General features: G+C 65.9%; 19 protein-coding genes and 1 tRNA gene. 7 read left to right on the top strand and 13 right to left on the bottom strand.

The window, feature by feature from the left end; all coding sequences use genetic code 11:
• Positions 1 to 78: 78 nt before the first annotated feature.
• Both ASD07_RS18555 and ASD07_RS18550 read left to right on the top strand, forming a co-directional pair.
• Positions 79 to 480 carry a GtrA family protein gene (locus tag ASD07_RS18555; protein WP_055933760.1) on the top strand — a complete coding sequence of 134 codons (402 nt, stop codon included), beginning with the start codon at positions 79 to 81 and terminating at the stop codon, positions 478 to 480.
• Between the two features lie 63 nt (positions 481 to 543).
• Positions 544 to 3,192 (top strand): AAA family ATPase, encoded by a 2,649-nt coding sequence (locus ASD07_RS18550; protein ID WP_055933758.1) that lies wholly within the window; start codon positions 544 to 546, stop codon positions 3,190 to 3,192.
• A gap of 64 nt (positions 3,193 to 3,256) precedes the next feature.
• Here ASD07_RS18550 and ASD07_RS18545 read toward each other — a convergent pair.
• Positions 3,257 to 3,341, bottom strand: a tRNA-Leu gene (locus ASD07_RS18545).
• A gap of 431 nt (positions 3,342 to 3,772) precedes the next feature.
• Here ASD07_RS18545 and ASD07_RS18540 point away from each other — a divergent pair.
• Positions 3,773 to 4,159: a hypothetical protein gene (locus tag ASD07_RS18540; RefSeq protein WP_055933756.1), complete on the top strand. Its 387-nt coding sequence runs from the start codon at positions 3,773 to 3,775 to the stop codon at positions 4,157 to 4,159.
• A gap of 6 nt (positions 4,160 to 4,165) precedes the next feature.
• Here the strand turns inward: ASD07_RS18540 and ASD07_RS18535 are convergent, their stop codons facing one another.
• From ASD07_RS18535 to hutC, 9 genes are all read right to left on the bottom strand, one after another.
• The gene (locus tag ASD07_RS18535; RefSeq protein ID WP_055933754.1) at positions 4,166 to 6,079 is read right to left on the bottom strand and encodes an AAA family ATPase; all 1,914 of its coding nucleotides are present in this window, start codon (positions 6,077 to 6,079) and stop codon (positions 4,166 to 4,168) included.
• 185 nt (positions 6,080 to 6,264) lie between these two features.
• A complete protein-coding gene (locus tag ASD07_RS18530) occupies positions 6,265 to 7,002 on the bottom strand; it encodes an ABC transporter substrate-binding protein (protein ID WP_229207206.1) in 738 nt (245 codons plus the stop codon).
• Positions 7,003 to 7,059: 57 nt separating this feature from the next.
• Complete coding sequence (locus ASD07_RS18525) at positions 7,060 to 8,784, bottom strand: glycosyltransferase family 39 protein (protein ID WP_055933750.1); 1,725 nt, start codon at positions 8,782 to 8,784, stop codon at positions 7,060 to 7,062.
• Positions 8,785 to 8,874: 90 nt separating this feature from the next.
• Entirely contained in the window at positions 8,875 to 9,144 is a 270-nt protein-coding gene (locus tag ASD07_RS18520) for a type B 50S ribosomal protein L31 (protein ID WP_055933749.1), read from the bottom strand.
• Positions 9,145 to 9,334: 190 nt separating this feature from the next.
• Entirely contained in the window at positions 9,335 to 10,597 is a 1,263-nt protein-coding gene (gene rho / locus ASD07_RS18515) for a transcription termination factor Rho (protein WP_028101995.1), read from the bottom strand.
• Positions 10,598 to 10,734: 137 nt separating this feature from the next.
• Positions 10,735 to 11,061 (bottom strand): thioredoxin TrxA, encoded by a 327-nt coding sequence (gene trxA / locus ASD07_RS18510; RefSeq protein ID WP_055933746.1) that lies wholly within the window; start codon positions 11,059 to 11,061, stop codon positions 10,735 to 10,737.
• A gap of 238 nt (positions 11,062 to 11,299) precedes the next feature.
• Positions 11,300 to 11,707, bottom strand: coding sequence for a response regulator (locus ASD07_RS18505; protein ID WP_082507425.1), 408 nt, complete (start codon positions 11,705 to 11,707; stop codon positions 11,300 to 11,302).
• Positions 11,700 to 16,385, bottom strand: a complete 4,686-nt coding sequence (locus ASD07_RS18500; RefSeq protein WP_055933745.1) for a PAS domain S-box protein — start codon at positions 16,383 to 16,385, stop codon at positions 11,700 to 11,702. Before ASD07_RS18500 ends, ASD07_RS18505 begins: the two co-directional genes overlap by 8 nt.
• A 56-nt stretch (positions 16,386 to 16,441) precedes the next feature.
• A complete protein-coding gene (gene hutC, locus ASD07_RS18495; RefSeq protein WP_055933743.1) occupies positions 16,442 to 17,161 on the bottom strand; it encodes a histidine utilization repressor in 720 nt (239 codons plus the stop codon).
• Positions 17,162 to 17,278: 117 nt separating this feature from the next.
• Here hutC and ada point away from each other — a divergent pair, with 117 nt between their 5' ends.
• The 3 genes from ada to ASD07_RS18480 all read left to right on the top strand — a co-directional run bounded on the left by ada (position 17,279) and on the right by ASD07_RS18480 (position 19,816).
• On the top strand, positions 17,279 to 18,358 hold the full coding sequence (gene ada / locus ASD07_RS18490) for a bifunctional DNA-binding transcriptional regulator/O6-methylguanine-DNA methyltransferase Ada (RefSeq protein ID WP_055933741.1): 1,080 nt from the start codon (positions 17,279 to 17,281) through the stop codon (positions 18,356 to 18,358).
• Complete coding sequence (locus ASD07_RS18485) at positions 18,355 to 19,092, top strand: 2OG-Fe(II) oxygenase (RefSeq protein WP_082507424.1); 738 nt, start codon at positions 18,355 to 18,357, stop codon at positions 19,090 to 19,092. Before ada ends, ASD07_RS18485 begins: the two co-directional genes overlap by 4 nt.
• A gap of 145 nt (positions 19,093 to 19,237) precedes the next feature.
• Positions 19,238 to 19,816 carry a hypothetical protein gene (locus ASD07_RS18480; protein ID WP_055933738.1) on the top strand — a complete coding sequence of 193 codons (579 nt, stop codon included), beginning with the start codon at positions 19,238 to 19,240 and terminating at the stop codon, positions 19,814 to 19,816.
• Between the two features lie 98 nt (positions 19,817 to 19,914).
• On the opposite strand, the gene ASD07_RS18475 is transcribed toward ASD07_RS18480, so the two are convergent.
• The 3 genes from ASD07_RS18475 to ASD07_RS18465 all read right to left on the bottom strand — a co-directional run bounded on the left by ASD07_RS18475 (position 19,915) and on the right by ASD07_RS18465 (position 22,127).
• Positions 19,915 to 20,553 carry a glutathione S-transferase family protein gene (locus tag ASD07_RS18475; protein ID WP_055933736.1) on the bottom strand — a complete coding sequence of 213 codons (639 nt, stop codon included), beginning with the start codon at positions 20,551 to 20,553 and terminating at the stop codon, positions 19,915 to 19,917.
• 70 nt (positions 20,554 to 20,623) lie between these two features.
• Positions 20,624 to 21,766, bottom strand: coding sequence for a M56 family metallopeptidase (locus tag ASD07_RS18470; protein ID WP_055933734.1), 1,143 nt, complete (start codon positions 21,764 to 21,766; stop codon positions 20,624 to 20,626).
• A complete protein-coding gene (locus tag ASD07_RS18465; RefSeq protein ID WP_156398088.1) occupies positions 21,756 to 22,127 on the bottom strand; it encodes a BlaI/MecI/CopY family transcriptional regulator in 372 nt (123 codons plus the stop codon). The genes ASD07_RS18470 and ASD07_RS18465 overlap by 11 nt, the downstream gene beginning before the upstream one ends.
• A gap of 113 nt (positions 22,128 to 22,240) precedes the next feature.
• Between ASD07_RS18465 and ASD07_RS18460 the strand changes: the two genes are divergently transcribed.
• Positions 22,241 to 23,899: an amidohydrolase gene (locus ASD07_RS18460; protein WP_055933732.1), complete on the top strand. Its 1,659-nt coding sequence runs from the start codon at positions 22,241 to 22,243 to the stop codon at positions 23,897 to 23,899.
• Positions 23,900 to 24,022: the final 123 nt, after the last annotated feature.

The raw sequence follows: 24,022 nt of genomic DNA, 5'->3' as shown, positions 1-24,022 counted from the left end.
TCTGAAAATATTTAATATTGCATTAACAATTGCCATGCGTCAAATGTGCCGCACCCCTGTGCTATGCTGGGGCGGCCAATGATCATGCAACCGCCACCGCAGCGCATCGCGCACCAGTTCTTCCGCTACGCGACGGTGGGCCTGGCCGCGTTTGCCATTGATACGCTGGCGCTATACCTGCTGGTCGAAGCCGCCGGCCTGCACTACCTGCTGGCAGCCAGCCTGGCCTATCTGCTGGGAATCCTGTGCCACTATGTGGCCTCGATCCGCTGGGTCTTTGATTTTCGCCGCTTGCCGGACTGGCGCCATGAGTTCGCGGTCTTTGCGCTGGTCGGCGCCGCCGGGCTGGCCCTGAATGCACTGGTGATCGGCCTGCTGGTCGAGCAGGCCGGCCTGGGCTACCTGCCGGCCAAGATGGCGGCCGGCGCCAGCATCGTGCTGTTCAACTTCGGTGCCCGCAAGCTGCTGCTGTTCACCTGATACATCGGCCTTGTAATCACGCCTGCCTTTGCTTAAATGTTTAGGTGTGACCGAAAGTCGAGCATGTTGATCGAACGTGAACTGCCGTTGCAACGGTTGCGGGAAATGGCCAGGCAGGCTGCTGCGGGGCAGGGTGCGACTGCCCTGGTGATCGGCGAAGCGGGGATCGGTAAATCGTCCTTGCTGAAGGAGTTTGCGGCCGGCCTGGGCGCCGGCTACCAGGTTTTGCAAGGCGGCTGCGAAGACTTGTTCACGCCGCGCGCACTGGGGCCCTTGCGCGACATGGCGCCGCTGCTGGGCGATGGACTGGCTGCTTTGCTCGACGGTGAAGGCAGCGACCGCCTGTTCCCCAGGCTGCTGGCCTGGCTGGCCGGCGCGCGCGCCACCACGGTGCTGCTGGTGGAAGATGTGCACTGGGCCGACCAGGCCACCCTCGACCTGCTGAAATACCTGGCGCGGCGCGTGGCCGGCCTGCGCGTGCTGCTGCTGGCCAGCGTGCGCAGCGACGAGCTGGTGGCCGGCCATGCATTCTGGCGCTGGGTGGGCGACCTGCCGCCATCGAGCACGCAACGCATCGCGCTGTCGGCGCTGTCGCCGCAGGCCGTGGCGCGGCTCGCAACAGGCGCCGGACGCGACGCCGCTGAACTGTATCGCATCACCTCCGGCAATCCCTTCTTTGTCACCGAGCTGCTGGCCGCGGCCGATGCCGGCGGCAGCTTGCCGCTGTCGGTGCGCGACGCGGTCTGGACCCGGGTCGCGCGCCTCGACAGCGCCGAGCGCGGCCTGCTGGACGTGCTGAGTGTGAGCCCGGTGCCCTGCGAAGACTGGCTGCTGGCCGGCGTGCTGGGCGAAGGCGTAGTGGAAGTGTGCGACCGCTGCACGGCACGCGGCTTGCTGCAGGCCACAGCGGCCGGCCACTTCATGTTCCGCCACGAACTGGCGCGGCTGGCCGTGGCCAGCCAGCTTGCACCGGCCCGGCTGCGCGAATTGCACCAGCGCGTCTGTCAGGCGCTGAGCGAGCATGCCCCGGCGCAGCGCCCGGCCGAGCTGGCGCGCCTGGTACACCATGCCGCTGCCGCGCATGACCCGGTCCGTGTGCTGGGCCTGGCGCCGCGCGCGGCGCACGAGGCGGCGCGGCTGGGGGCGCACCGCCAGGCCGCGGCGCACCTGGCGGCAGCGCTGCGCTTTGTCGGCGCCGCGACGCCGGCGCCGGAGGCCGCCCAGCTCTACGAGGAATGGTCGTATGAAGCAGGCCTGGTGTGCATCGATGACGACGTGATCGCAGCGCGCCACAAGGCCATTGCATTGTGGCGCAGCCTGGGGCGCAGCGACAAGGTCGGCTTCAACCTGCGCTGGCTGTCGCGCCTGCACTGGTACCGCGGCGAAGCCGAGCTGGCAGGGCGCTATGGCATGCAAGCCATCGCCACGCTGGAGCAGCTGCCGCACAGCAGCGAACTGGCCATGGCCTACAGCCTGCGCTCGCAGCACGAGATGCTGCAGGACCGGCCGCAAGGCGCGATCGAATGGGGCCAGCGCGCGCTGGCGCTGGCGGCCGAACTGGGCGATGTGGAAACGCGCATCCATGCACTGAACAATGTGGGCACCGTGCGCCTGTTCGGCGGCGACCCGGCCGGCCAGGCCATGCTGGAGGAAAGCCTGGCGCTGGCGCTCAAGCACGGCTACCACGAGCATGCGGCACGCTGCTTCACCAACCTGGGCGAGTGCGCCGTGACCGCCAAGCGTTTCGCCCTGGCCGAGCGGGTGGTGAGCGACGGCATCGCGTTCGACACTGAACACGACCTGGACGCCTGGACCCACTACCTGGTCGGCTGGCAGGCGCAATTGCGCATGGCCCAGGGCCGGCTGGCGGAAGCGGAGACGATCGCGCGCGGCGTGCTGCAGCTGCCGCAGCTGACCCTGATCATGCGCCTGCCGGCCCTGACGGTGCTGGGCCGTACCTGCGCCCGGCTTGGCAAGCCCGAAGGCCTGCGCCACCTGGACCAGGCCTGGCAGGGCGCGCTGGCCACGGGCGAGCCGCAGCGCATCGTGGAAGCGAGCCTGGGCCGCATCGAGAGCGCATGGATCGCCGGCGAGCTGGAAGCCTGCCGCGCCGGCCTGGCCGCGCTGGCGCAATACGATATTGCCGGCGTCAACCTGTGGGACCGCGGCGAAATCGCGCTGTGGCAGCACCGTGCCGGCTTGCCGCCAGAGCTGGATGCGGCGGCGCTGCCGCCGCCGATTGGCGCCGAACTGCGCGGCGACGGCGCAGCTGCCAGCGACCAGTGGCGCGCGCTTGGGCTGCCGTTCGAAGCCGGCCTGGCCCTGCTGGGCGTGCAAGGCGAAGGCGCCGGGCCGGCCGCCCTGCGCGCGCTGGCGCTATTCGAGGAACTGGGGGCGCGGCCGGCTGCGGCGCTGGCGCGCAGCCTGGCCAGCCAGCTGGGCAAGGGCATCGACCTGCCCAAGCTGCGGCGCGGGCCTTACCAGGCGGCGCGCAGCCATCCCGACGGCCTGACGCGGCGCGAGGCGCAAATCCTCGACCTGTTGCTGGCCGGGCAAAGCAATGCCGACATTGCGCGCCGCCTGGTGCGCTCGCCGCGCACGGTGGAACACCATGTCTCGGCCCTGCTGGACAAACTGGGGGCGCACAACCGCTCCGAGCTCATGAGCCGGATCCAGCAAAAAATAGGTGGGGAACAGCGGGAATCTGGGTAGCCTGACGGATGCCGCGGCGCGCGCCGAAGCGTATATTGAAGGCTGGCGTTGGGGAAGAAGAGGGTGGTGCCCGAGGCCGGAATCGAACCGGCACGCCTTGCGGCGGCGGATTTTGAGTCCGCTGCGTCTACCAATTTCACCACTCGGGCCACTTAACGCGACACGCATTATTACCGATTTGCCACCGCGCGGCAACCCTGCAGCAAATATTTAAGCTATGGGGCGCGGTGTCCAAATTAAAAAAAATGAGCGCACGGGCAGCTTTCCAAGCATAACAGCCGGGCGTAGGATGACTGAGTCGAACAGACAAAGCGGCCACCACGGGGCCGCCGCAAGCGCAAGCTTGCTCCCACTGCGCCATGGCTGATGGCTGCGGCGCAGGGCACCAGGTTTGGACAGCCGGCGCAGGTGCACCCCACCCGCCCCGGCCCCGAGCGCTCCCCGGATACGGCCCAGGGCGCCTACGGACAGCGATGCCGCACTGACGGCCAAGCAAGCGAAGAAGACGACAGCAGACAATGCAGCGGCCGTGGCGCATCAAAGCGGTGCGCCACGACGCTTTATCTGAAGGAGCGACGCCATGAAAACCCTGGCAGCGAGTGCGGCAGCATTCGCCTTGTTGTTGAGTGCTTCCGCCCTGGCGGGAGACGAACTGACGGTGCGCGTACCTGCGCCCAGCAGCTATACCATGCAGCGCAGCGAATTCCGCGACTACGCCTACACCTATGACCTGGGCAACGGCAGGACCATCCGCTTCACCCAGTACCGCAAGCATTTCTTCGCCCAGCTGGGAGATGAACCGCAGACCGAGCTGTTCCCGGTCGCGCCCGGGGAGCTGGTGACGGCCGCCGGGACGCGCGTCGCCTTCAATAACGATGGCACGGAAGTCACCATCCGCAACTACGAGAAACTGTCGCTCGCCGACGCGGCCAGCGCGCGCCACATCACGGTGATCGCCTCGCGCTAGCGGGGCTTACGCGGCTTGCTGCAGGGGCGCCGCATCGAGGCGCTCCTCCAGCAGTGCGAAGATGGCATCCTTCGACAGCACATAGCGCTCCATCAGTTCCTCCTTGATGGATTCCATCACCGTGCGGTAGTCGCGCATGGCGGCCAGCGTGGTGCTGTACAACTCGTCCGCCTTGGCTTCCACCTGCAGCAGCGTATGCTCGTCGCCGGTCTCGCCGCGCAACTGGCTGTAATCGAGCTTGGAGCGCGAATACATCGACAGGCGGTTGACCATCATGTTCAGCATCTTGGTGGCTTTCTCGATATCGTTCTGGCTGCCCACCGAAATGCCGCGCGCACCGTAGAACAACTCTTCCGCCGCCACGCCGCCGTACAGCTGCATGACGTCGCGTTCCATTTCTTCCAGCGTGCGCAGCGACATGTCGTCGCCGGCCGACAGCACATAGCCCAGCGCGTTCATCTTCGACACCGCCTCGGTCGAGATCTTCAGCAGGTGCGACTTTTCCTTCACCTCGGCCAGCGGCAGGCCGGCGCGCAGGTAAGGGTCGATCTGCATGAAGAAGTGGCCCAGTTCGTGCAAGGCGATGCGCTCGCGCTGGCGCGTCTTCTCGGCCGTGGTGGCGCGGTCGGTCAGGCCGATGGTGGCGCGCTCGAAGGCGCGGAACATCAGGTCGGTATTGATCACGCACTTTTCCTGGATCGAAATCATGGAGGCGCGGTCGACCACGGTTTCCAGCAGGGCCGGGCTGAGGTTGGCGGTGATCTCGGCCACCTGGTCCAGGTCCATGGCGTTCCAGTCCACCAGGCCATCCTGCTTGCGCTTCAGGAAGGACTCGAGCAGCGCCCGGCGCTCGCCCTTGTTCGGCAGGCGGAAGTTGATCTTCACGCTGAAGCGGCGCAGCATGGCTTCATCCATCGCGCTCGAGGCATCGTCGAAATTGGAGGCGACGATCCAGATCACGCCCTGGCCTTGTTCGCTTTTCACGCCGTCCAGCAGGCCGAGCAGGGTATTCGCGGTATCGTCTTCCCATTTCTTTTCGCCGCGGCCGCGCGGCATGAACAGGGCCTGCGCCTCGTCCAGGAAGATGATGCAGTTGCCGCGTGCGCAAGCCTTCTTGTACAGCGCGTTCAGGGCTTTCGAGCCGCCGCCGACATAACCCGATTCCAGCGCCGAGCCGGAAGCCTGGATCAGCGGGTAGCCCAGGCGCTTGGCCAGGTAGCCGGCCAGCTTGGTCTTGCCGGTGCCGGCCGGGCCCGTCAGCATCACATTGAACGGCTTGTCGATATTGTGCTGCTTGTAGACTTCGCGGTTGCGGATCATGTCTTCCAGGTGCAGCACTTCCTGCTTGATGTCTTCCATGCCGATCAGGTCGTCCATCGAACCCTTGAGCTGGTCCGGCGTGATCACCGACGCGTTCATGCCCATGCCCGGCATGCCCCACTTCAGCACGAACAGCACCAGGCCCACCACGAAGATGTCGAAGGCGTGGCGTTTCAGGAAAGCTTGCACGCTGGCCCACTGGCCGCCGTCGTCCAGCAGCACGCCCTTGTGCGCGGCCAGGAAGTCTTCCTTGGCGATGGCATAAGGGATGTTATTGCGCAGCAGCACTTCACGTTCCAGGCTCTGGTGCGAGGTGCTGGGCACCACCACCACGTGCAGCGTAGCGTCGCCTTTGAACTTGTAGACATAGCGCGGCGAATCGGCCAGCGGGCGGGCGATCAGCAGGTAGTCCAGCTTGTCGCGCTGGGCCACCAGGGCGGTGATTTCACCGATATTCTGCGAACGCAGCACCGGTGCGGCATCCTGCGCCACATCGGCGCGCAGCAGCGCAAATGCCACGGCGGCAGTGGCCAGCAGCACCAGGGTGATGCGTACCAGAGGGTTCTTGAGGGCGAGCTGGAGCTTGTAGATATTGAACATAGGCCTGGAAATCGCTAGGGTTTCTAGTGGGCCTATGGCCGGTGGCATTCTGCCTCGGCTGGCCCCAGTGTTGTTGAAAATGCTGTGCGGCAACATTCCGCATATGGTGACTATAGCGCGTAAACCAAGCGCGCGTTCGCTGCGCTCCAAAAAAACTTTAGTTGCGCAACAGGAATAAATGGCATCTATTTGCTGGCTTGCCACTGTTCGTATTTCTTTTCCAACCTTGTGAACGTGCCGTCCTTGCGCATGCTGTCGAGGGCGCCATTCATGCGCTCGACCATCGCGTCCGGCACGCTCGGATTGCAGGCCAGGTAGACCTTGACGTGGTGGAAAGTCAGCACCGGCACCAGCTGCTCGGGGGCGGCATACAGGGCCAGCCCGCTGAGGTCGTTGTTGCGCACGCCGACCGCCCACAGGTCGATGCGGTCAAGCAGCAGCTTTTTCGGGTTGGAGGCATTGTCCGGCGCACCGTCCACGTCGAAGCCGCGGGCGCGCAGGAATTCGTCGCGCGCATCGCCGTTATAGGTGCCGATGCGCAGCTTGCGCGCATCGTCCAGGCTGCGCACATGGTAAGTGCGGCCGGCGCGGCCCATCAGTACCCACTGCGCTTCATCGGTCGGGCCGACCCATTTGAACTGTTTTTCCCGTTCCGGGGTGCGCGAGGTGGAGTAGACGCAGGTGTAGGGGTCGCGCTGCGCCATGGTGAAGGCGCGTTTCCAGGGCAGCACGTCAATGCTGTAGGCATAGCCGCTGCGCGCCAGCATCTCGCGGATCTTTTCGCCTTCGCGGCCGACCACCTGCGCGCCCACCTTCATGCTGGCCGGCGGCGAGTGCTCGGACGTGATGATGAGCGGCGGGGCTGCCAGCGCGGCGGCGCTGGTAGCCAGCAACATTGCCAGATACGCTACTGCTGATACCATGCCTACCTCTTTGCTATCGTCCAGTACAGGATAGCAGGGAGGCGGGCCGGCGGACAATCAGTTGGCGTGAACCGTGCGCCGCTTGAACAGGCGGAAACGCTCGCTGCGGTCGGAGGCGCGGCGCCCTTCCCATAGCGGCTCCCACTCGGCACCGGGTTGTTGCTGGTGGGCACGAGATTTGATGCTATCTTGCAACAACATGACGTCGCAGCGGCGCTGCTCGACGCCATTGAACGGCATCTTGCCAAAGTAGGCGAAGGAAGCGCGCTGGGCGGGCGTGACATTCGATTGCACGCAATCGGTGCCGGGCGGCAGCAGCGCGGCCGCTTCGCGCGCCACCGCGGCGTAGCTCTTGCTGTAGTTCACGTGCGGCAGGAACAGGGTCATCAGCAGGATCCAGATCAGGATCAGGCCGCCGGACGACAGCACCACGGCGCGCCACAGCACGGCCGGGCGGCGCGACAGGCGCCAGTGCACCAGCACGAACCAGCCGGCGGTGGCACACAGGCCGACCAGCAGCGACAGCCAGCTGACTTGCGGCGTGAAGCCCGGCAGCAGCTTGAGCACATTATGCGCCGGCTTGGCGGGCCAGCCGGTCAGCTGGGCGTAATAGAAAATCCACAGCACGGCCGCGCACAGGGTCAGCACCATCACGCTGAACCAGTCGATGGCATTGATGGCGCCGCGCTGCATGGTCAGCAGGCCGAACGCGGCCATGATGGCCAGCGGCGGCAGCAGCATCAGCAGGTGGCCCTGCTCGGGCGCCGGGTTGAGCAGCACCAGGATGGTGGCCACGGTGACGAAGGTGGTCGGCACCACGATGTGCAGCAGGTTGCTCTGGCGGCGCCAGGCCCACACGGCCCAGGCGGCAAACGGCCAGGCCGGCCAGAAGAACCAGACGCCGACGCGGAAGAAAGTACGCAAGCCATCGAAGCCGCCCACCGTCAGCTGGGCTTCGTTCCACGCCATCCAGGCGGCCAGCGGCGCCTGCCCGTAAGGGCGCGCCAGCAGGGCCGGCACCGCCCACAGCGCGCTCACGGCGGCGGCTACCGCCACGGCAAAGGCCAGGTCGCGCAGCGAACGGGCAGCCGGCATGGACAGGAAGCGGGTACAGGCAAACAGGGCGCTCACCAGGGCGGCCGGGACCACCCAGCCGCGCGTCAGGGTCAGCAGGCCCAGCGCCAGGCCGGCCAGGGCCGCATTGCGCAGCGACGCCAGCTCCATATAGCGCACGCTGCGATACAGCGTGAGCGCCAGCAGCGATACCTGCAGCGGCTCGGCCGTGGTTTCATGGCTGTGGACCAGCAAGCCCAGGCAGCCCAGGTAGATCAGCACGGCGGCATCGGCCAGGGTGCGGCCGAAATCGTTCGGTTCCGGCTGGCCGCCGAAGGCCAGGCGCAGCGGCTGCGCTTCCGGCCGGCGGCCCAGGTTGAAGGTGGCGTACCAGACCGCCATCACGCCCAGCAGGAACACGCCGAGGGTGGCCACGCGCGCACCCAGTACATCGCCGATGGCCCAGCCGAACAGCTTGATGGCCAGCGCGCCCAGCCAGAACGCCAGCGGACCCTCGCCGGTCACCGACAGGCCGGCGATGTTGGGCCACAGCCAATCCTGCCAGCTGCCGTGCGCCATGGTCCACATCACCCCGAAGCTGGCCGCATCATCGTTTTTCCACGGCTCGCGCCCAATCAGCCCCGGCAGGATGTACAGCAGGCCCAGGGCAAAAAACGCCCAGCGGGGCAGGGTACGGGTGGCGGCAGCGGGCAGACGGACTGGCTTCATCGGTCAGGGTTATTCTTTGGAAAGCTGGAGTATGACGGGTAAAAAGAAAAAAGGCAGCCGCGGCTGCCTTTTTTTTCGCTGCGACGGGGATCAGCCGTTTGCAACTGCGGTCTTGGAACCGACTTTGCCGAACTTCTGGCGGAATTTTTCCACGCGACCGGCGGTGTCGACGATCTTGTGCTGGCCGGTGAAGAACGGGTGCGATTCGGAGGAAACCTCGATCTTCACCAGTGGGTACTCTTTACCTTCGTGGGTCGCGGTGTCGCGGGTCTGGATGGTCGAGCGGGTGATGAACTTGAAGTCGCACGACAGGTCGTGGAACAGGACTTCGCGGTAATCTGGATGGATATCAGCTTTCATGCTTTTCTCTCAATGTTGGTAGCCAAACAGCACTTCGTCGGTCATTCCTGCCTCTCGACCCGATTGCCGCTCACTTGCCTGGGTTTAAATGAACCGCGGATTATAGCGCGGATTCGGGGTCAGGTCTAACAATCCAACATTTTCGCTGCGCGAAAATATCGGATTGTCGAGACCTGACCCCTCGGCAGACTTAGCCGCCGCGGCGCATCATCTCGAAGAACTCACCGTTGTTCTTGGTGGCGCGCATCTTGTCGAGGATGAACTCCATCGCTTCGATCTCGTCCATCGAGTACAGCAGCTTGCGCAGGATCCAGATCTTCTGCAACTGGTCGGCCTTGATCAGCAGTTCTTCGCGGCGGGTGCCGGACTTGTTCAGGTTGATCGACGGGTAGACGCGCTTCTCGGCCAGGCGGCGCTCCAGGTGCACCTCCATATTGCCGGTACCCTTGAATTCTTCGTAAATCACATCGTCCATGCGCGAACCGGTTTCGATCAGCGCGGTAGCGACGATGGTCAGCGAGCCGCCTTCTTCCACGTTACGCGCGGCGCCGAAGAAGCGCTTCGGACGCTGCAGCGCGTTGGCATCGACACCACCGGTCAGCACCTTGCCCGAGGCCGGGATCACGGTGTTGTAGGCGCGCGCCAGGCGGGTGATCGAGTCCAGCAGGATCACCACGTCTTTTTTCATCTCGACCAGGCGCTTGGCTTTTTCCAGCACCATCTCGGCAACCTGCACGTGGCGCGTGGCCGGTTCGTCGAAGGTCGAGGCCACCACTTCGCCGCGCACCGAACGCTGCATCTCGGTCACTTCCTCTGGACGTTCGTCGATCAGCAGCACGATCAGGGTCACGTCCGGGTGGTTGGTGGTGATGGCGTGCGCGATATGCTGCAGCATCACGGACTTGCCGGACTTCGGCGATGCCACCAGCAGGCCGCGCTGGCCTTTGCCGATCGGCGCCACCAGGTCGATGATGCGGCCGGTGATGTTCTCGGTGCCGGCCATGTCGCGCTCCAGGCGCAGCGGTACGGTCGGGTGCAGCGGCGTCAGGTTCTCAAACAGGATGCGGTGCTTGGACGCTTCCGGCGATTCGCCGTTGACCTTGTCCACCTTCACCAGGGCGAAATAACGCTCGCCATCCTTCGGGGTACGCACCTCGCCCTCGATCGAATCGCCGGTGTGCAGGTTGAAGCGGCGGATCTGCGACGGGGAAATATAAATATCGTCGGTCGACGCCATGTACGAGGCGTCTGGCGAGCGCAGGAAGCCAAAGCCGTCAGGCAGGACTTCCAGGGCGCCGTCGCCGAAAATCTGTTCGCCGGCCTTGGCGCGTTTTTTCAGGATCGCGAACATCAGTTCCTGCTTGCGCAGGCGGGCCGCATTATCGATATCGAGGCTGATGGCCATTTCCAGCAGAGCTGAAACGTGCATAGCCTTAAGTTCAGAAAGGTGCATAGCTGTTTGAGTGTCCCGTGACGGGAAAGTAAGGGTAGGGGAGGGAACTACGTGGTCTATAAGTATTAAGGGAAAGGTTTTTGGGCACTTTCCCCGCCAATCAGGCGGGCTGCGGGCGCAGCACCGCCTATATTACATCAAATATTGCTGTCGATGAAAGAGGTCAGTTGACCTTTTGCCATCGCGCCGACTTTTTGTGCGGCTGGCACGCCATTTTTGAACAGGATCAGGGTCGGGATGCCACGGATGCCGAACTTGCCTGGCACGGCCTGGTTGCTGTCCACGTCCAGCTTGGCGATGGTCAGCTTGCCGTCGTATTCCTTGGCCACTTCTTCCAGGATCGGGGCGATGCTCTTGCAAGGACCGCACCATTCGGCCCAGAAGTCCACCAGCACGGGGCGGTCGGACTTCAGCACGTCGGTGTCGAAGGATGCATCGGTAATGTGTTTGATCAGGTCGCTCATGTTTTTCCTTAATTGGTCGTTCGCCCGGGAAGATCCCTTGCTGTTATCGCCCATCTGGCGACGAACTGCGCTAATTCAATACTGGGAAGTCAAGCGGGAATCAGGGCGGGAATGGCCCAAATAATAACCGATTTTCCCGGCCCGTGTACGCTGCTTGAAAGGCGAAAGTCGGGGTCAGGTCCGGCAATCGGACATTCGCGCAACGCGAATGTCCGATTGCCGGACCTGACCCCGACTTTCATCCTGCACGGCGGGCGGCGGCTTGGGTCAGCAGCTCGCCGAGGGCGGATGGGGTGGCGGGTTTGGCCAGGGTGCCAAGCAGGGAGAGGCCGTGGGCGCGCGCCAGCGTTTCGGCGGCCTGGCGGATGCCGGCGTCCATGCCGGAGAGCAGGGCGACCGCGCCGCCGAAGTGGCTGTCGGCGGCCTTGCGCAGGAATTCGATGCCGTCCATCTCGGGCATCGAGAGGTCGCATACCAGGAGGTCGGGCCGGTATTGCGGCAACGCCAGCAGGGCCTGGCGGGCGTCGCTTTCGCTGCGGACATTGAGCTGGCCAAGGTCTTCCAGCATGTCGGCCAACATGCTCAGCATGAAGGGGTCGTCGTCGACCAGCAGGATGCGCAGCGGGGTGGTGGGGGTGTCAGTCATCGTCGGCGAAAGTTGTATTGGTCATGATGTGCTCGCTTACCGCGTGCAGCAGCGGCCACAGGCGCTCGAGCACGGCGCGCGCGGCTGCCGCATCGGCGTCCGGTGCCAGTTGTTCCATCTGCAGGCACAGCTCGGCCATGCCGAGCGCGCCGACCGCCCGCGCGCTGCTCTTGATGCGGTGGCCCAGCTCGCGCAGTTTCTGCAGCTCGCCGGCGGCCAGCGCAGCTTCCATTTCGGCCAGGCCGGCTTCGGTGGTCTGCAGGAACTTGAAGGCGAACTTGCGGATCTTTTGCGGCTGGTAGCCCAGCAGCTGGGCCAGCACCGACAGGTCGATGATGGCCGGGTCGCCGGCCAGCGTGGGGCGGAAGGCGGCGCGCCCGGCGCCGCGCGGCAGGGCGGCGTCGTTGGCGGCGGCGCCCGCTTCGCGCTCGGGCAGCCAGCTGGCGATCTTCTGGTACATCAGGGCCGGCTGGATCGGCTTGGCGATGAAATCGTCCATGCCGGCCTGCAGGCAGCGCTCGCGGTCGTCCTTGGTGGCGGTGGCGGTCATGGCCAGCACGCGGGTGGCGGCCAGCGCCGGGTCGGCGCGGATGCGGCGCGTCGCTTCCAGCCCGTCCATCAGCGGCATTTGCACGTCCATCAGCACGCAGTCGAATTCGGCCTGGTGCAGCAGGTCGAGCGCTTCGGCGCCGTTATTGGCCAGGCACACCGAGGAGCCGGCTTCCTCCAGCATTTCCAGCGCGATCTGCTGGTTGAAGGTGTTGTCTTCGACCAGCAGGATGCGCGCGTCTTTCAGGGCCTGCATGGCGGCCGTGCTGCGCGCGCTGTCGAGCAGGGCGGCGGCGGCGGCGTTGACCTCGTTGATCACGTCCGGCAGGCCGCGCGGCGAGACGCCGAGGCGGGCGGTGAACCAGAAGGTGGAGCCGGCGCCGGGCGCGCTTTGCACCCCCACTTCGCCGCCCATCAGCTGCGCCAGCTGTTTGCAGATCGCCAGGCCCAGGCCGGTGCCGCCGTATTCGCGCGTGATGGCGCTGTCGGCTTGCTGGAAGGCCTGGAACAATTTGCCCTGCTCGGCCTCGGACAGGCCGATGCCGTGGTCGCGCACTGCAAAGCGCAGCAGGCAGGCGATGTCGTCGGCCAGCAGCTGGCGCACGCTGACGTCGATGCTGCCCTGTTCGGAAAACTTGATCGCGTTGTTGACGTAGTTGATCAGGACCTGGCCCAGGCGCAGCGGGTCGCCGCGCAGCACCGGCGGCAGCGCCGGGTCGATGTCGAAGGTCAGGCGCAGGCCGCGGCTGGCCGCTTTCGGCGCCACCACCGTGGTCAGGGTCTGGATCACATGGTCGAGCGAGAAGTCGACGTCTTCGATCTCCAGCTTGCCCGCTTCGATCTTCGAGATGTCGAGGATGTCGTCGATGATGCGCAGCAGGTGCTCGCCGGCGAAACGGATCTTTTCCAGGTAGTCGCGCTGGCGCGGTGCCAGCTCGGTCTTCAGCGCCAGGTAGGCCATGCCGATCACGCCATTCATCGGGGTGCGGATTTCGTGGCTCATCTTGGCCAGGAACTGGCCCTTGGCGGCGCTGGCTTCCTCGGCCTGCTGGCGCGCCTCTTCCAGCTGCGCGGTGCGCTGCGCCACCCGTTCTTCCAGGTGTTCATTGAGTTCGCGCAGGGCGCGCTCGTTGGCCTTGCTGTCGGAGATGTCGATCGCCATGCCGATCAGGTAGGCCGGCGCGCCGTGGGCGTCGTACACCGGTTTCTTGAAGGTGCGCAGCTGGCGCGACTGGCCCAGCACCGGGTTCCAGATGGTTTCCTCGAAGTCGATCAGGGCGCGCCCGGCAAACGCTTCCAGGTCGCGCGCGCGGAAGGCGGCCGCTTCCTCCGGCGCGTGGAAGGCGTTGTAGTCGCCGTTGTTCAATTCGTCGAAGGTGTAGCCGAACTGCTGCTCGCAGGCGCGGTTCATCAGCAGCATGCGGCTGTCCTGGTCCTTGATGAACAGGCCGATCGGCATCATCTGGATGATTTCCTGCAGCCGCTGCTCGCCCTGGCGCAAGGCGTCTTCGCTGCGCTTCCTGTAGGTGATGTCGGTCAGGCTGGCCACCAGCATGCTGCCCGGGCCGTGCTCGTCGCGCAGCGGCTCGACGTTGACCGACAGCCAGCAGGTGTCGGCGCCGGCACTGGCGCCGGCGGCGACCGGCACCCCCATCACCACGTCGCGCACCGGCTGGCCGCTGGCCAGGGCCTGGGCCACCGGGTGCTCGGGCGCGGAAAAGCGGCGCCCGTCTTCGTGCACGCCGTCCCACTGGCCGGCGCCGCGCGCGGCGGCGCGCCCCAGCATGCGGCTGGCGGCGGCATTGCATTCGACGATATTGCCGGCCGCGTCGAATACCAGCAGGCCGTTGGTGACGGCGTTGAAGACGGACGCCAGGCGCTGGCTGGAGTGGCGCAGCGCCAGTTCGGCCAGGCGCCGGTCCGTGATATCGGTCACCATGGTCAGGGTGCCGGCATAGCTGCCGTTGTCGGCATTGACGGTGGTGGTGGAGAGCAGGGCCCACAGCGAAGAGCCGTCCTGGCGGTAGAAGCGCCCTTCGGCCGGCTCGGGCGGCATGGCCGGCGCGCCGCCTTGCCGGCGCTGGGCCTGCAGGGCCGGGCAGTCGGGGTCCATGAAATCGGCCATCGGGCGCCCCAGCATGTGTTCGACCTCGTAGCCGAGCATGCGCGCCATGGTGGGGTTGACGAAGCTGGTGCAGTCGGCGGCGTCGCACATCCAGATGCCTTCGGCCGCGGTCTGCACGATCAGGCGGTAGCGTTCGGACGAGGCTTGCAGCGCTTCTTCGGCCCTCTGGCGCTGGGTCATGTCGCGCAGTGACACCACCACCAGGCCCTGGCCGGCCAGCTGGATCGGCGCCAGGTGCACCATGGCCGGGAAGTGGCCGCCGTCCAGGCGGCGCGCGGTGAGCACCCGGCCCGGCATGCGCGGGCGGGCGAACAGTTCGCGCGGGCGGCCCGGGGTGTCGCGCATCACGTCCGGGATCAGCAGTTCCATCGAGGCGCCGGCCAGCTTGCCCGTTTCGGCGGCAAACACCACCTCGGCGGTGTCGTTGGCCTGGCGCACCCGCCCGCCGCGGTCGGCCACCAGCAGGGCGCCGGGCAGGGCGTCCAGCATGGCGGCCATGCGCGCCAGTTCGGCGGCGCTGCGGTCGGAGATATCGCCCAGGGTGCCCGACATGCGCAAGGGGCGGCCGGCGGCGTCGCGCGCCAGCACCATGCCGCGCGCCAGCACCCAGCTCCAGCTGCCGTCGCGGCAGGCCATGCGGAATTCCAGGGTGAACGGGGTGCGCCCCACTTCCGGCTGGTCCAGCGCGGCAATCTCGTCGGCGATGCGGGCGCGGTCGTTCGGGTGCACCAGCTGCAGCCACTGTTCGACGTTGGCCGGGCGCAGCTCGCCCGGCGCGTAGCCGAGGATTTCGCAGTAGCGCGGCGACAGGTGCAGGGCCGGGCGCTGCGGCTGCCAGTCCCAGGAGCCTTCGCCGGCGCCTTCCAGCGCGAAGCTGGCAATGCGCTCGGCGTCGCCGACCCGCACTTCGGCGCCGCGCAGGGCGCGCGACACGCGCAGCAGGCGCCACAGGGCGGCGCCGGCCAGCAGGGCCAGCACCACCCCCAGCACATAGTGCCAGGTCGGGGTGGCGGGGGCTTCGTGGTACAGGAAACCGTCCAGCTGGAAGTCGGCCGGCAGCAGGCCGGCGGCGGCATAGCTGTCGGCAATGCCCTGCCAGCGCAGCGGGTTGCTGTAGCCCAGTTCGATCAGGTGCTGCTCCAGCAGCGGCGCCACCTGGGCCGCTTCCCACAGCAGCTCTTCGCGCGGCTTGCGTTCGGGGTAGCGGGCACGGATCAGGTCGACGATCTCGTTGGGATGCTGCAGCGCGTAGCGCCAGCCTTTCAGCGTGGCTTCGCGCAGGGCGCGCGCGCGCGCCGGGTGTTCCCGCAGTTCGCTCTCGGTGGTATACAGGTTGTCGCCGTAAAAGTCGATGCCGGCACTGCGCGGCGCCAGGATCTCGTAGCGCAGGCCGGCCCGCTCCAGCGCGTAGGGGGTGGAACCGAGGTAGCCGGACATGGCGTCGATGCGGCCGGCCTGCATGTCTTCCGCGTCGCGCGCCGCGGGCACGATATTCAGTTGCGCCAGCGGCACCTTCTCATGCTGCAGGTAGACCCGCAGTTCCTCCGTGTTGGGGCCGAGCGCGACGCGCGCGCCGGGCCAGGACCGGCGTTTGCCCTGCTCGTCGAGCCGCACGGCCAGCAGCAGGGGCGAATGCTGGAACACCGAGGCCAGCACCACCACCGGGGCGCCGGCCGCACGGCGCAGCAGCAGCGCGGAATTGCCGACGCCGTACTGGGCGCTGCCGTCGAGCACGGCTTGCAGCGGCTCCTGTCCCGGCTGGGCTTCGCGCAGCGTCACCTCCAGCCCGGCGTCGCGGTAATAGCCCTTGGCCTGGGCCGCGTAATAGCCGGCAAACGCAAACTGGTGCTGCCATTTGAGCTGGACGGTGACGGCTTCGGCGGCGGCGCTGCCGGGCAGCATGGGCAGGGCGGCGATGGCCAGTACCAGCGCGCACAGGCGGCGCGCGCGGCGCTGCGCGCGGGCGGGAACAGGCGGGGCGGCTTTCTGGCTCAGTGGCGACAAGGCTTCCCTTTCTGGCCAGCGCGGGGGCGCTGGCGTGCGGTCAACTATAGCATTGCTCAGGCGGGGACGCTGCCGCCAAATTGGTAGCGATGGCCCGGATGCCACATGGTGGCCAGCGAGGCGACGCGCCCGGCCGACTGGGTCTGGCGCCGCAGCACCAGGCAGGGCTGGCGCGCATCCATCGCCAGCATCTCGGCAATCTCGCGCGGCGGCACCAGGGCTTCTATGCTGTAAGTGGCGGCCTGCAGCGGCGCCGCCCGCACCAGGTATTCGTTGGGCGTGGTATGGGTAAAGTCCTGCGCCATATAGTCCGGCGCGCAGAGCGGGTTGACCCAGCGGTCTTCCACCTGGATCGGTACCCCGTTTTCAAAGTGCACGATGACGGAATGATAAAGCTCGTGGCCGGGCGGCAAATCGAACGCTTTGCCCAGCAAGTCGCCGGCCTTGCCGCGCTCGAGCAGCTGCAGCGTGCTGCGGTGGGCGTGGCCGCGCGCCCGCACCTCGTCGGCAATGCTCTTGATTTCCAGCAGGGTGGCCTGGACTTTCTGCGGCGCGACATAGGTGCCTGCGCCCTGGCGGCGCGTCAGCACGCCCTCCGCGGTCAGCTCGCGCACGGCGCGGTTGACGGTCATGCGCGAGACGCCGAACTGCTTGACCAGCGCCTGCTCGGAAGGAATGACCTCGCCTTCCTTCCAGGCGCCGGCGGCAATCTGCGCCAGCAGGAAGTCCTTGATACGTTGAAAGATGGGGGTGTCGTGTTGTTGGTGTTCTTCCAAGCCGTCCTCCGGATGAGTGCGCCGATTGTAGCATCCGGGAATTCAATAGCAAGCGGCGGAGTGCCCCCGGCCGGCGCCCTGCCTACCATGGTGGCATACTAGCGACTGGAGCTTGCAATGAACCCGATGAAGCCTTACCTGACCGACAATGAACGCTGGGCCGCCGTGCGGGCGCGCGACAGCGCGGCCGACGGCCAGTTCTTTTATTCCGTGCGCACCACCGGCGTGTTCTGCCGCCCTTCCTGCGGCGCGCGGCCGGCCCTGCGCGAGAATGTGGCCTTCCACGCCTCCATCGCAGCGGCCGAGGCGGCCGGTTTTCGTCCCTGCAAGCGCTGCAAGCCGGACCAGCCGCCGCTGGCCGAGCGCCATGCGGCCATGGTGGCCGAGGTGTGCCGCCTGATCGATGCTGCCGAAGTGGCGCCCGACCTCGATGCGCTGGCCGCCGCCGGCGGCATGAGCCGCTTCCACTTCCATCGCGTGTTCAAGGCGCAAACCGGGCTGACGCCGAAAGCTTATGCGGCGGCGGCGCGCGCGCGGCGCATGCAGCAGGGCCTGGCCGACGAGGCCAGCGTGACCGATGCCATTTACGCCGCCGGCTTCAATTCCAGCGGACGCTTTTATGCCGCCACGCCGGGTGCGCTGGGTATGACGCCGTCGGCCTGGCGCGCCGGCGGACTGGGGGCGGTGATCCGCTTTGCTATTGCCCAATGCTCGCTGGGGGCGATCCTGGTGGCCAGCACCGAGCGCGGGATTTGCTGCATCCTGCTGGGTGACGACCCGCAGGCGCTGGCGCATGACTTGCAGGACCGCTTCCCGCAGGCCGAGTTGCGCGGGGCTGAAACCGATTACGAACAGGTGGTGGCGCGCGTGATCGCCTTCGTCGAGGCGCCGCAGATCGGACTTGAATTGCCCCTCGATGTGCGCGGCACGGCCTTCCAGCAGCGCGTCTGGCAAGCCCTGCGCGAGATTCCGGCGGGCCAGACGGTCAGCTATGCGGAACTGGCGGAGCGGGTGGGGGCGCCCAACGGCGCGCGGGCGGTGGCTGGCGCTTGCGCTGCCAATGCGATTGCGGTGGCGATTCCTTGCCACCGGGTGGTGCGCAACGACGGCTCTATCTCGGGCTATCGCTGGGGCGTGGAGCGCAAGGCGGCCTTGCTGGAACGGGAGGCGGAAGCGGCGACCGAGGCGGCGGCATGATGGGCGACCTGTTCGCGCCGCCGCTGGCTGCGGCGGCCGGCTCGCGCGCGGCGTTTGATTGGCCGCGCATTGCTTCCGACCTCGATGAATTCGGCTGTGCGCTGGTGCGCGGTGTTTTGTCGCCTGCGCAGTGCGCGGGGCTGGCAGCGGGCTATGGCCAGCCGGAACTCTATCGCAGCCGGGTCGTCATGCAGCGGCATGGTTTCGGCAAGGGCGAATACCAGTATTTTCGCTATCCCTTGCCGGATCTGGTCGCGGAATTGCGCTCGGCTATGTATCCGCCGCTGGCGTCGATCGCCAATCGCTGGTATGCGGCCATGGGGCTGGAGGCGCGCTTTCCGCCGCAGCATGCGGATTTTATCGCGCGCTGCCATGCGGCCGGGCAGGCGCGGCCGACGCCTTTGCTGCTGCAATATGGGGCGGGCGATTACAACTGCCTGCACCAGGACCTGTATGGCGAACATGTCTTCCCCCTGCAGGCGGCTTTCCTGTTGTCGCAGCCTGGACGGGATTTCCAGGGCGGCGAATTCGTGCTCACCGAGCAGCGCCCGCGCATGCAGTCGCGCGTGGAAGTCGTGCCTTTGCAGCAGGGCGATTGCGTGATCTTTCCCGTTTTCCATCGGCCGGTGGCGGGCACGCGCGGCATTTACCGCGTCACCATGCGCCATGGCGTCAGCCGCCTGCAAGGCGGCCATCGCCATACCCTTGGCGTCATTTTCCACGACGCTGATTAGGACCCGGTGGGCGAGGGGTTTTGCTTCAGGGGGCTTACAGAAACCCTCTGAAAGTTGCTCTGAAATCCTCTGAAACGCTCTGAAATCCTCTGAACTTTAAGTTCGCTGGTTTGTCCAATCTTTATGCGAACCAGAGGAGGTCATCATGAGCCGCAAACTTGTGTCGGTGCAGATTCCGAGTGCGCTATTCCTTGAGCTGGCGAGTTACCTGCAGGAATTCGGCGACGAGCGCGATCCAGCAGAGGTCGTCGAGGCAGCACTCGCCTCATGGCTGTGCGTCGCGCGGGGCCAGATGCCGGAGGCCGAAGTGCGACGCTATCAGTGGAAGCGCTTGTTCCTGCCAGAAAGCACGGAGCTCAAGATGAGCTATCGCGGCACTAATGCATTCGCCGAGGTTGTTGGCGACTCCCTTGTCTATCAGGGACAGCTAACGACGCCAAATCAATTTGTGGCCGAAGTTGCCGGTACCGCACGCAATGCGTGGGAAGTCTTGTGGTTGCGGCTGCCAGGCCAGCGCTACTGGAAGAACGCAAGGTTTATTCGGAATGAAATTCTGCGCGGGCCGTATCCAGCACCATTGCCGGAGTTCCGGGCACACGATACCACTGCTTCGCCAGCGGTCATGGCACACAGCCTGCGCAATGCATTGGTCCTGATTGAGAAGGCATCGACGCGCCGGCATGGCAAGATGGAGCGGCGCACCGATGTTCTCCCTGACGACTAAGCGTTTCAGAGCATTTCAGAGCGTTTCAGAGGATTTCAGAGCAACTTTCAGAGGGTTTGTGTGAGGCCCCCGGAGCGAACCCCCTTCCCGACTGCTGCTCAAGGCAGTTCCCCGGAGGAATATGGATCGATGGAATACGGATGATGCTCATCGAGGAAGCCCGGCTGCGCCCGCACGCGCTCGATCCAGGCGCTAACGTGAGGGAACTCGCGCAAGGGCAAGCCCGCCTCGTCTGCGCGATGCGTATAGGCAAACAGCGAAATATCGGCAATGGTGTAGGCATCGCCAGCGATAAATGGCCGCGCCGCCAGCTCCCGTTCCAGGATCTGCAGCGCGCGCAAGCCGCCCGCGCGCCGCATCTCGACCAGCGCCGCCGGCCGGCGCGCCAGCTTGCCCGTCAGGGTCCAATGCCGCAGCGAAGCGATGTTCATCACATAGTCCTGCTCAAACGACATCCACTGCTGCACTTTGGCCGCGCCAAACGCGTCGCCAGGCAAATACGGCGTGCCGGAAGCGAGATAGGTAAGGATGGCATTCGACTCCGCCAGCACGCGGCCATCATCGAGGCGCAAAGCCGGTACTGCGCCGCTGGGATTGAGCGCAAGGTAGGACGGATCCTGGCCGGCTCCTTCAAAGATGCTGATTATCTTGGTGCGGTAAGGCAGGCCGAGATGCGACAGCAGCAAGCGGACTTTGTAAGCGTTTTGGGAAGGCAGGTAATCGTAAAGCGTCAGCATGGCGGAACTCCAACAGGGAAAACCGTATTGGACCAGCAGCCGGTTCCCGCCACACCCCGGATCTTGCTCTTTAATGTACTTCGCTCACGCGCATCTTGACGATGAAATCCTTGCCCGCATCGGATACCTTGAATTTGCCGATGCCATTGTCCGCCACTTCCAGCGTGAAGTTGCTCAGGTCCTTGCCGCCGTGGCTGACATTGGCCTTGACCTGGATCGCGCTACCCGCTGGCACTACGACAAAGTTCGTGCGCCACTGGTCGGCGCCTTCGCCGATGGCCACGCCGCTCTTTTCACCTTCCTTCACCAGCAGCTGCGGGCTGCTGCCGTCCATCTCAAGAAAGACGTTGTAATGCCTGGGTGCCGCAGGTTCAGCGTGGGCCGCCAGGGTGGCCAGGCCGCAGCTCGCCGCGAGCATAGTTGCCAGCAGCTTGCCGCCCAGGCGGCGGGCGGGGGATACGGACGATTTCAATTGCATGATTCTCTCCTTCAGTGGGTGGACGGCCTGCCATTGGCAAGCCAGGGGAAGCGCCTGCGCCGCGAGCTGGGTTTTCAGCATGGCTTTGGCGTAGGTGCCCGCCTGCCCGTGCCGGCGCAGGACTGCTTCGTCGCAGGACAGCTCCTGGTCAAGCCGGAAGCGTGCTGCAGCAATATGGATCAGGGGATTGCACCAGGCCAGGCATTGCAGCAGGGCGCAGGCCGCGTTGGCGAGCAGGTCGCCGCGTTCGGCGTGGATGCGCTCATGGGACAGCACCAGGCGGCGCTCTGCGCGGTCGTAATCGCGCCGGAAGCTGTCCGGCAGCACCAGGCGGGCGCGCCAAACGCCCAGCAGCAGCGGGCCCCCTTGCCACGCGCTGGCCTGCAGCCTGCGCTGGAACGACCACTGGCGCCAGGCCAGCCAGCCGGCCATCGCGATTGCTCCCGCCAGCCAGGCAGCGAACAGCAGCGAGTCCCAGCCGCTATGCACCGCGCTGGCGGCGGCTTGAGTGACCTGCGTAGCGGCTGCCGCGACAGGCGCAGGCAGCGGCATCACGGCCAGGGTGCCGCTGGTACGCGGCGCCAGCGCTGCCAGCACACTGGCCGGCACGGCAGCCCACAACAGGTAGGCCGCACCGGCTCCGTACAGGCGGCGCATTGCCTGGCGCAGCAGCAGTACCAGCGTGCACGCGGCGCCGCTGGCCAGCAAAAGGCGCAGCAGCGCTTCACTTGCCATCTTCGAGCTCCTTGACCAGCTTTTTCAGTTCCGCGATATCGGCCTTGCTCAAGGCCTTGTGCTGGCTGAAATGCGCCACCAGCGGCGCCAGGCGGCCATTGAACATGCGGTCGAGGAAGCCCTGGCTCTCGGTGGCCAGCCAGTCCTCGCGCTCCAGCGCCGGCGCATACAGGTAGCGCCGGCCATCCTTCTGCGCGCTGACGGCGCCCTTGTTCAGCAGGCGGTTCAGCAGGGTCTTGATGGTGGCGTCCTGCCAGCCCTGGCCGGACAGCGCTTCGCAGACTTCTTCCGCTGTTTGCGGATGGCGCTCCCACAGCACTTGCATCACCTGCGCCTCGGCTTCACTGATCTGGATAGTCATGATTGATTACATGTGTAAATGATGGCGAATGATTACACGCGTAAATGAAGGTGTCAACGGGTACACTCTGCTACGTGAAAAATTCTTGCTTTCAAATTCGAAAGGACTTGCCCATGCACTTCCGCCGCACCCTGTTCGCCGCCGCCGCACTGGCGATCGCCGGCGCCGCCAACGCCGGCACCATGATCGACAACGCCAACGGCTACACGCTGAACGCCAGGGGCAGGCTGGTGCAGTTCCAGGCGCTGGCCTTCGACGACAGCGGCAAGCTGGTCGCTGTCGGCAGCGCGCGCGAGGTGGCAGCCAGGGCCAAAGGTTTCAAGCGCATCGACGTGCAGGGCAAGACCGTGCTGCCAGGCCTGATCGACGCCCACGGCCATGTGTTCGGCCTGGGCGAAGTGGCCACCAGTGCCGACTTGTACAGCCCCACCTCGCTGCAAGCCGCGCAAGCTGCGGTCGCCCAATTCGCGCAAGCCAACCTGCAGCGCAAATGGGTGATCGGCAAGGGCTGGAACCAGGAGACCTGGAAGCTGGGCCGCTTCCCGAATGTGGCCGAACTCGATGCCGTGGTGGGCGACCGTCCAGCAGCCATGGAGCGCATCGACGGCCACGCCATGTGGGTCAACAGCAAGGCGCTGGAAGCGGCCGGCATCGGCCGGGACACCAGGGATCCGGAAGGCGGCAAGATCGAACGCGACGCCAATGGCAACGCCACCGGCATCCTGGTCGATACGGCCATGGAATACGTCTACAAGGTGCTGCCGAAACCGACCGAGACCGAAGCGCGCGCCATGCTCGATGGCGCGCTCGGCATCCTGTCCAGCATGGGCCTGACCAGCGTGCACGATGCCGGCATCGACGCCGGCGCCGACCGCCTGTTCCGCGAATACGCCGACCGTGGCAAGCTGTCGACCCGCGTCTACGCCATGATCGGCGACGTCGGCGCCGACTTCGAGCAGCTGTCGAAGAATGGGCCGCTGCGGTCCTACGCCGGCGGCCATTACGCGCTGGCTGCGGTCAAGCTGTATTCCGACGGAGCGCTGGGCAGCCGCGGCGCCGCCCTGGTCCATCCCTACAGCGACGCGCCGCACACGCGCGGCCTGCTGTTCAACAGCGACGCGGCCATCCGCGCCAAGATGGAAAAGGCCATGCAGGCCGGCTACCAGGTCAATGTGCACGCGATCGGCGACGCCGGCAACAAGCAGATACTCGACAGTTTCGAGCAGCTCGGCAAGCAGTACCCGCTGGCTGCCAGGCGGCACCGCATCGAGCATGCGCAGGTGGTGCAGCTAAGCGATATCCCGCGCTTCAGGCAACTGGCCATCGTGCCGTCGATGCAGCCGACCCACGCCACTTCCGACCAGAACATGGCGGAGCAGCGTGTCGGCCTTGAGCGCATCAAAGGAGCTTACGCCTGGCATACTTTCCTGCAGCAGGGCAGCCGCATCGCCTGCGGTTCCGATTTCCCGATCGAGTCGCCCAATCCGCTGCAGGGCATCCATGCTGCCGTGACGCGGCAGGACATGCAGGATGCGCCGAGCGGCGGCTGGCACAAGGAACAGGCCATGACGCTGGTCGAAGCTTTCCGCTGCTTTACGCTGGACGCGGCCTGGGCGGCGCACCAGGAGCAGTCGGTCGGCTCGCTGGAGAAGGGCAAATGGGCCGACTTCATCATCACCGACCGCGACCTGTTCCAGGTCCCGGCCGGCGAGATTGGCAAGATCGGCGTGCTGGAAACCTGGGTCGGCGGCAGGCAGGTGTTCCGCAAATAAGGAGGCGGCGGCGCCCAGCGCCGAGCACCACGAAGCTGAACCCGATGTTCGGCAGGCTGCATAATTCAGTTGACTAACTTGTATAGACAACCTAGAGTGGCAGGATCAACCATTCAAGGAGCC

It is taken from the genome of Duganella sp. Root336D2, from assembly GCF_001425005.1.
GTDB lineage: Bacteria > Pseudomonadota > Gammaproteobacteria > Burkholderiales > Burkholderiaceae_D > Rugamonas.
Note: the sequence above shows the minus strand (reverse complement) of the source record. Positions and strands in the feature narration are given on the sequence as shown.

Coding starts and splice junctions, on each gene's coding strand:
- ASD07_RS18480 (WP_055933738.1), top strand. CDS start 19,238: ATGAGCCGCAAACTTGTGTCGGTGCAGATTCCGAGTGCGCTATTCCTT.
- ASD07_RS18485 (WP_082507424.1), top strand. CDS start 18,355: ATGATGGGCGACCTGTTCGCGCCGCCGCTGGCTGCGGCGGCCGGCTCG.
- ASD07_RS18520 (WP_055933749.1), bottom strand. CDS start 9,144: ATGAAAGCTGATATCCATCCAGATTACCGCGAAGTCCTGTTCCACGAC.
- ASD07_RS18555 (WP_055933760.1), top strand. CDS start 79: ATGATCATGCAACCGCCACCGCAGCGCATCGCGCACCAGTTCTTCCGC.
- ASD07_RS18465 (WP_156398088.1), bottom strand. CDS start 22,127: ATGACTATCCAGATCAGTGAAGCCGAGGCGCAGGTGATGCAAGTGCTG.
- ASD07_RS18535 (WP_055933754.1), bottom strand. CDS start 6,079: ATGTTCAATATCTACAAGCTCCAGCTCGCCCTCAAGAACCCTCTGGTA.
- rho (WP_028101995.1), bottom strand. CDS start 10,597: ATGCACCTTTCTGAACTTAAGGCTATGCACGTTTCAGCTCTGCTGGAA.
- ASD07_RS18525 (WP_055933750.1), bottom strand. CDS start 8,784: ATGAAGCCAGTCCGTCTGCCCGCTGCCGCCACCCGTACCCTGCCCCGC.
- ASD07_RS18505 (WP_082507425.1), bottom strand. CDS start 11,707: ATGACTGACACCCCCACCACCCCGCTGCGCATCCTGCTGGTCGACGAC.
- ASD07_RS18550 (WP_055933758.1), top strand. CDS start 544: ATGTTGATCGAACGTGAACTGCCGTTGCAACGGTTGCGGGAAATGGCC.
- trxA (WP_055933746.1), bottom strand. CDS start 11,061: ATGAGCGACCTGATCAAACACATTACCGATGCATCCTTCGACACCGAC.
- ASD07_RS18530 (WP_229207206.1), bottom strand. CDS start 7,002: ATGGTATCAGCAGTAGCGTATCTGGCAATGTTGCTGGCTACCAGCGCC.
- ASD07_RS18470 (WP_055933734.1), bottom strand. CDS start 21,766: ATGGCAAGTGAAGCGCTGCTGCGCCTTTTGCTGGCCAGCGGCGCCGCG.
- ASD07_RS18475 (WP_055933736.1), bottom strand. CDS start 20,553: ATGCTGACGCTTTACGATTACCTGCCTTCCCAAAACGCTTACAAAGTC.
- ada (WP_055933741.1), top strand. CDS start 17,279: ATGAACCCGATGAAGCCTTACCTGACCGACAATGAACGCTGGGCCGCC.
- ASD07_RS18540 (WP_055933756.1), top strand. CDS start 3,773: ATGAAAACCCTGGCAGCGAGTGCGGCAGCATTCGCCTTGTTGTTGAGT.
- ASD07_RS18460 (WP_055933732.1), top strand. CDS start 22,241: ATGCACTTCCGCCGCACCCTGTTCGCCGCCGCCGCACTGGCGATCGCC.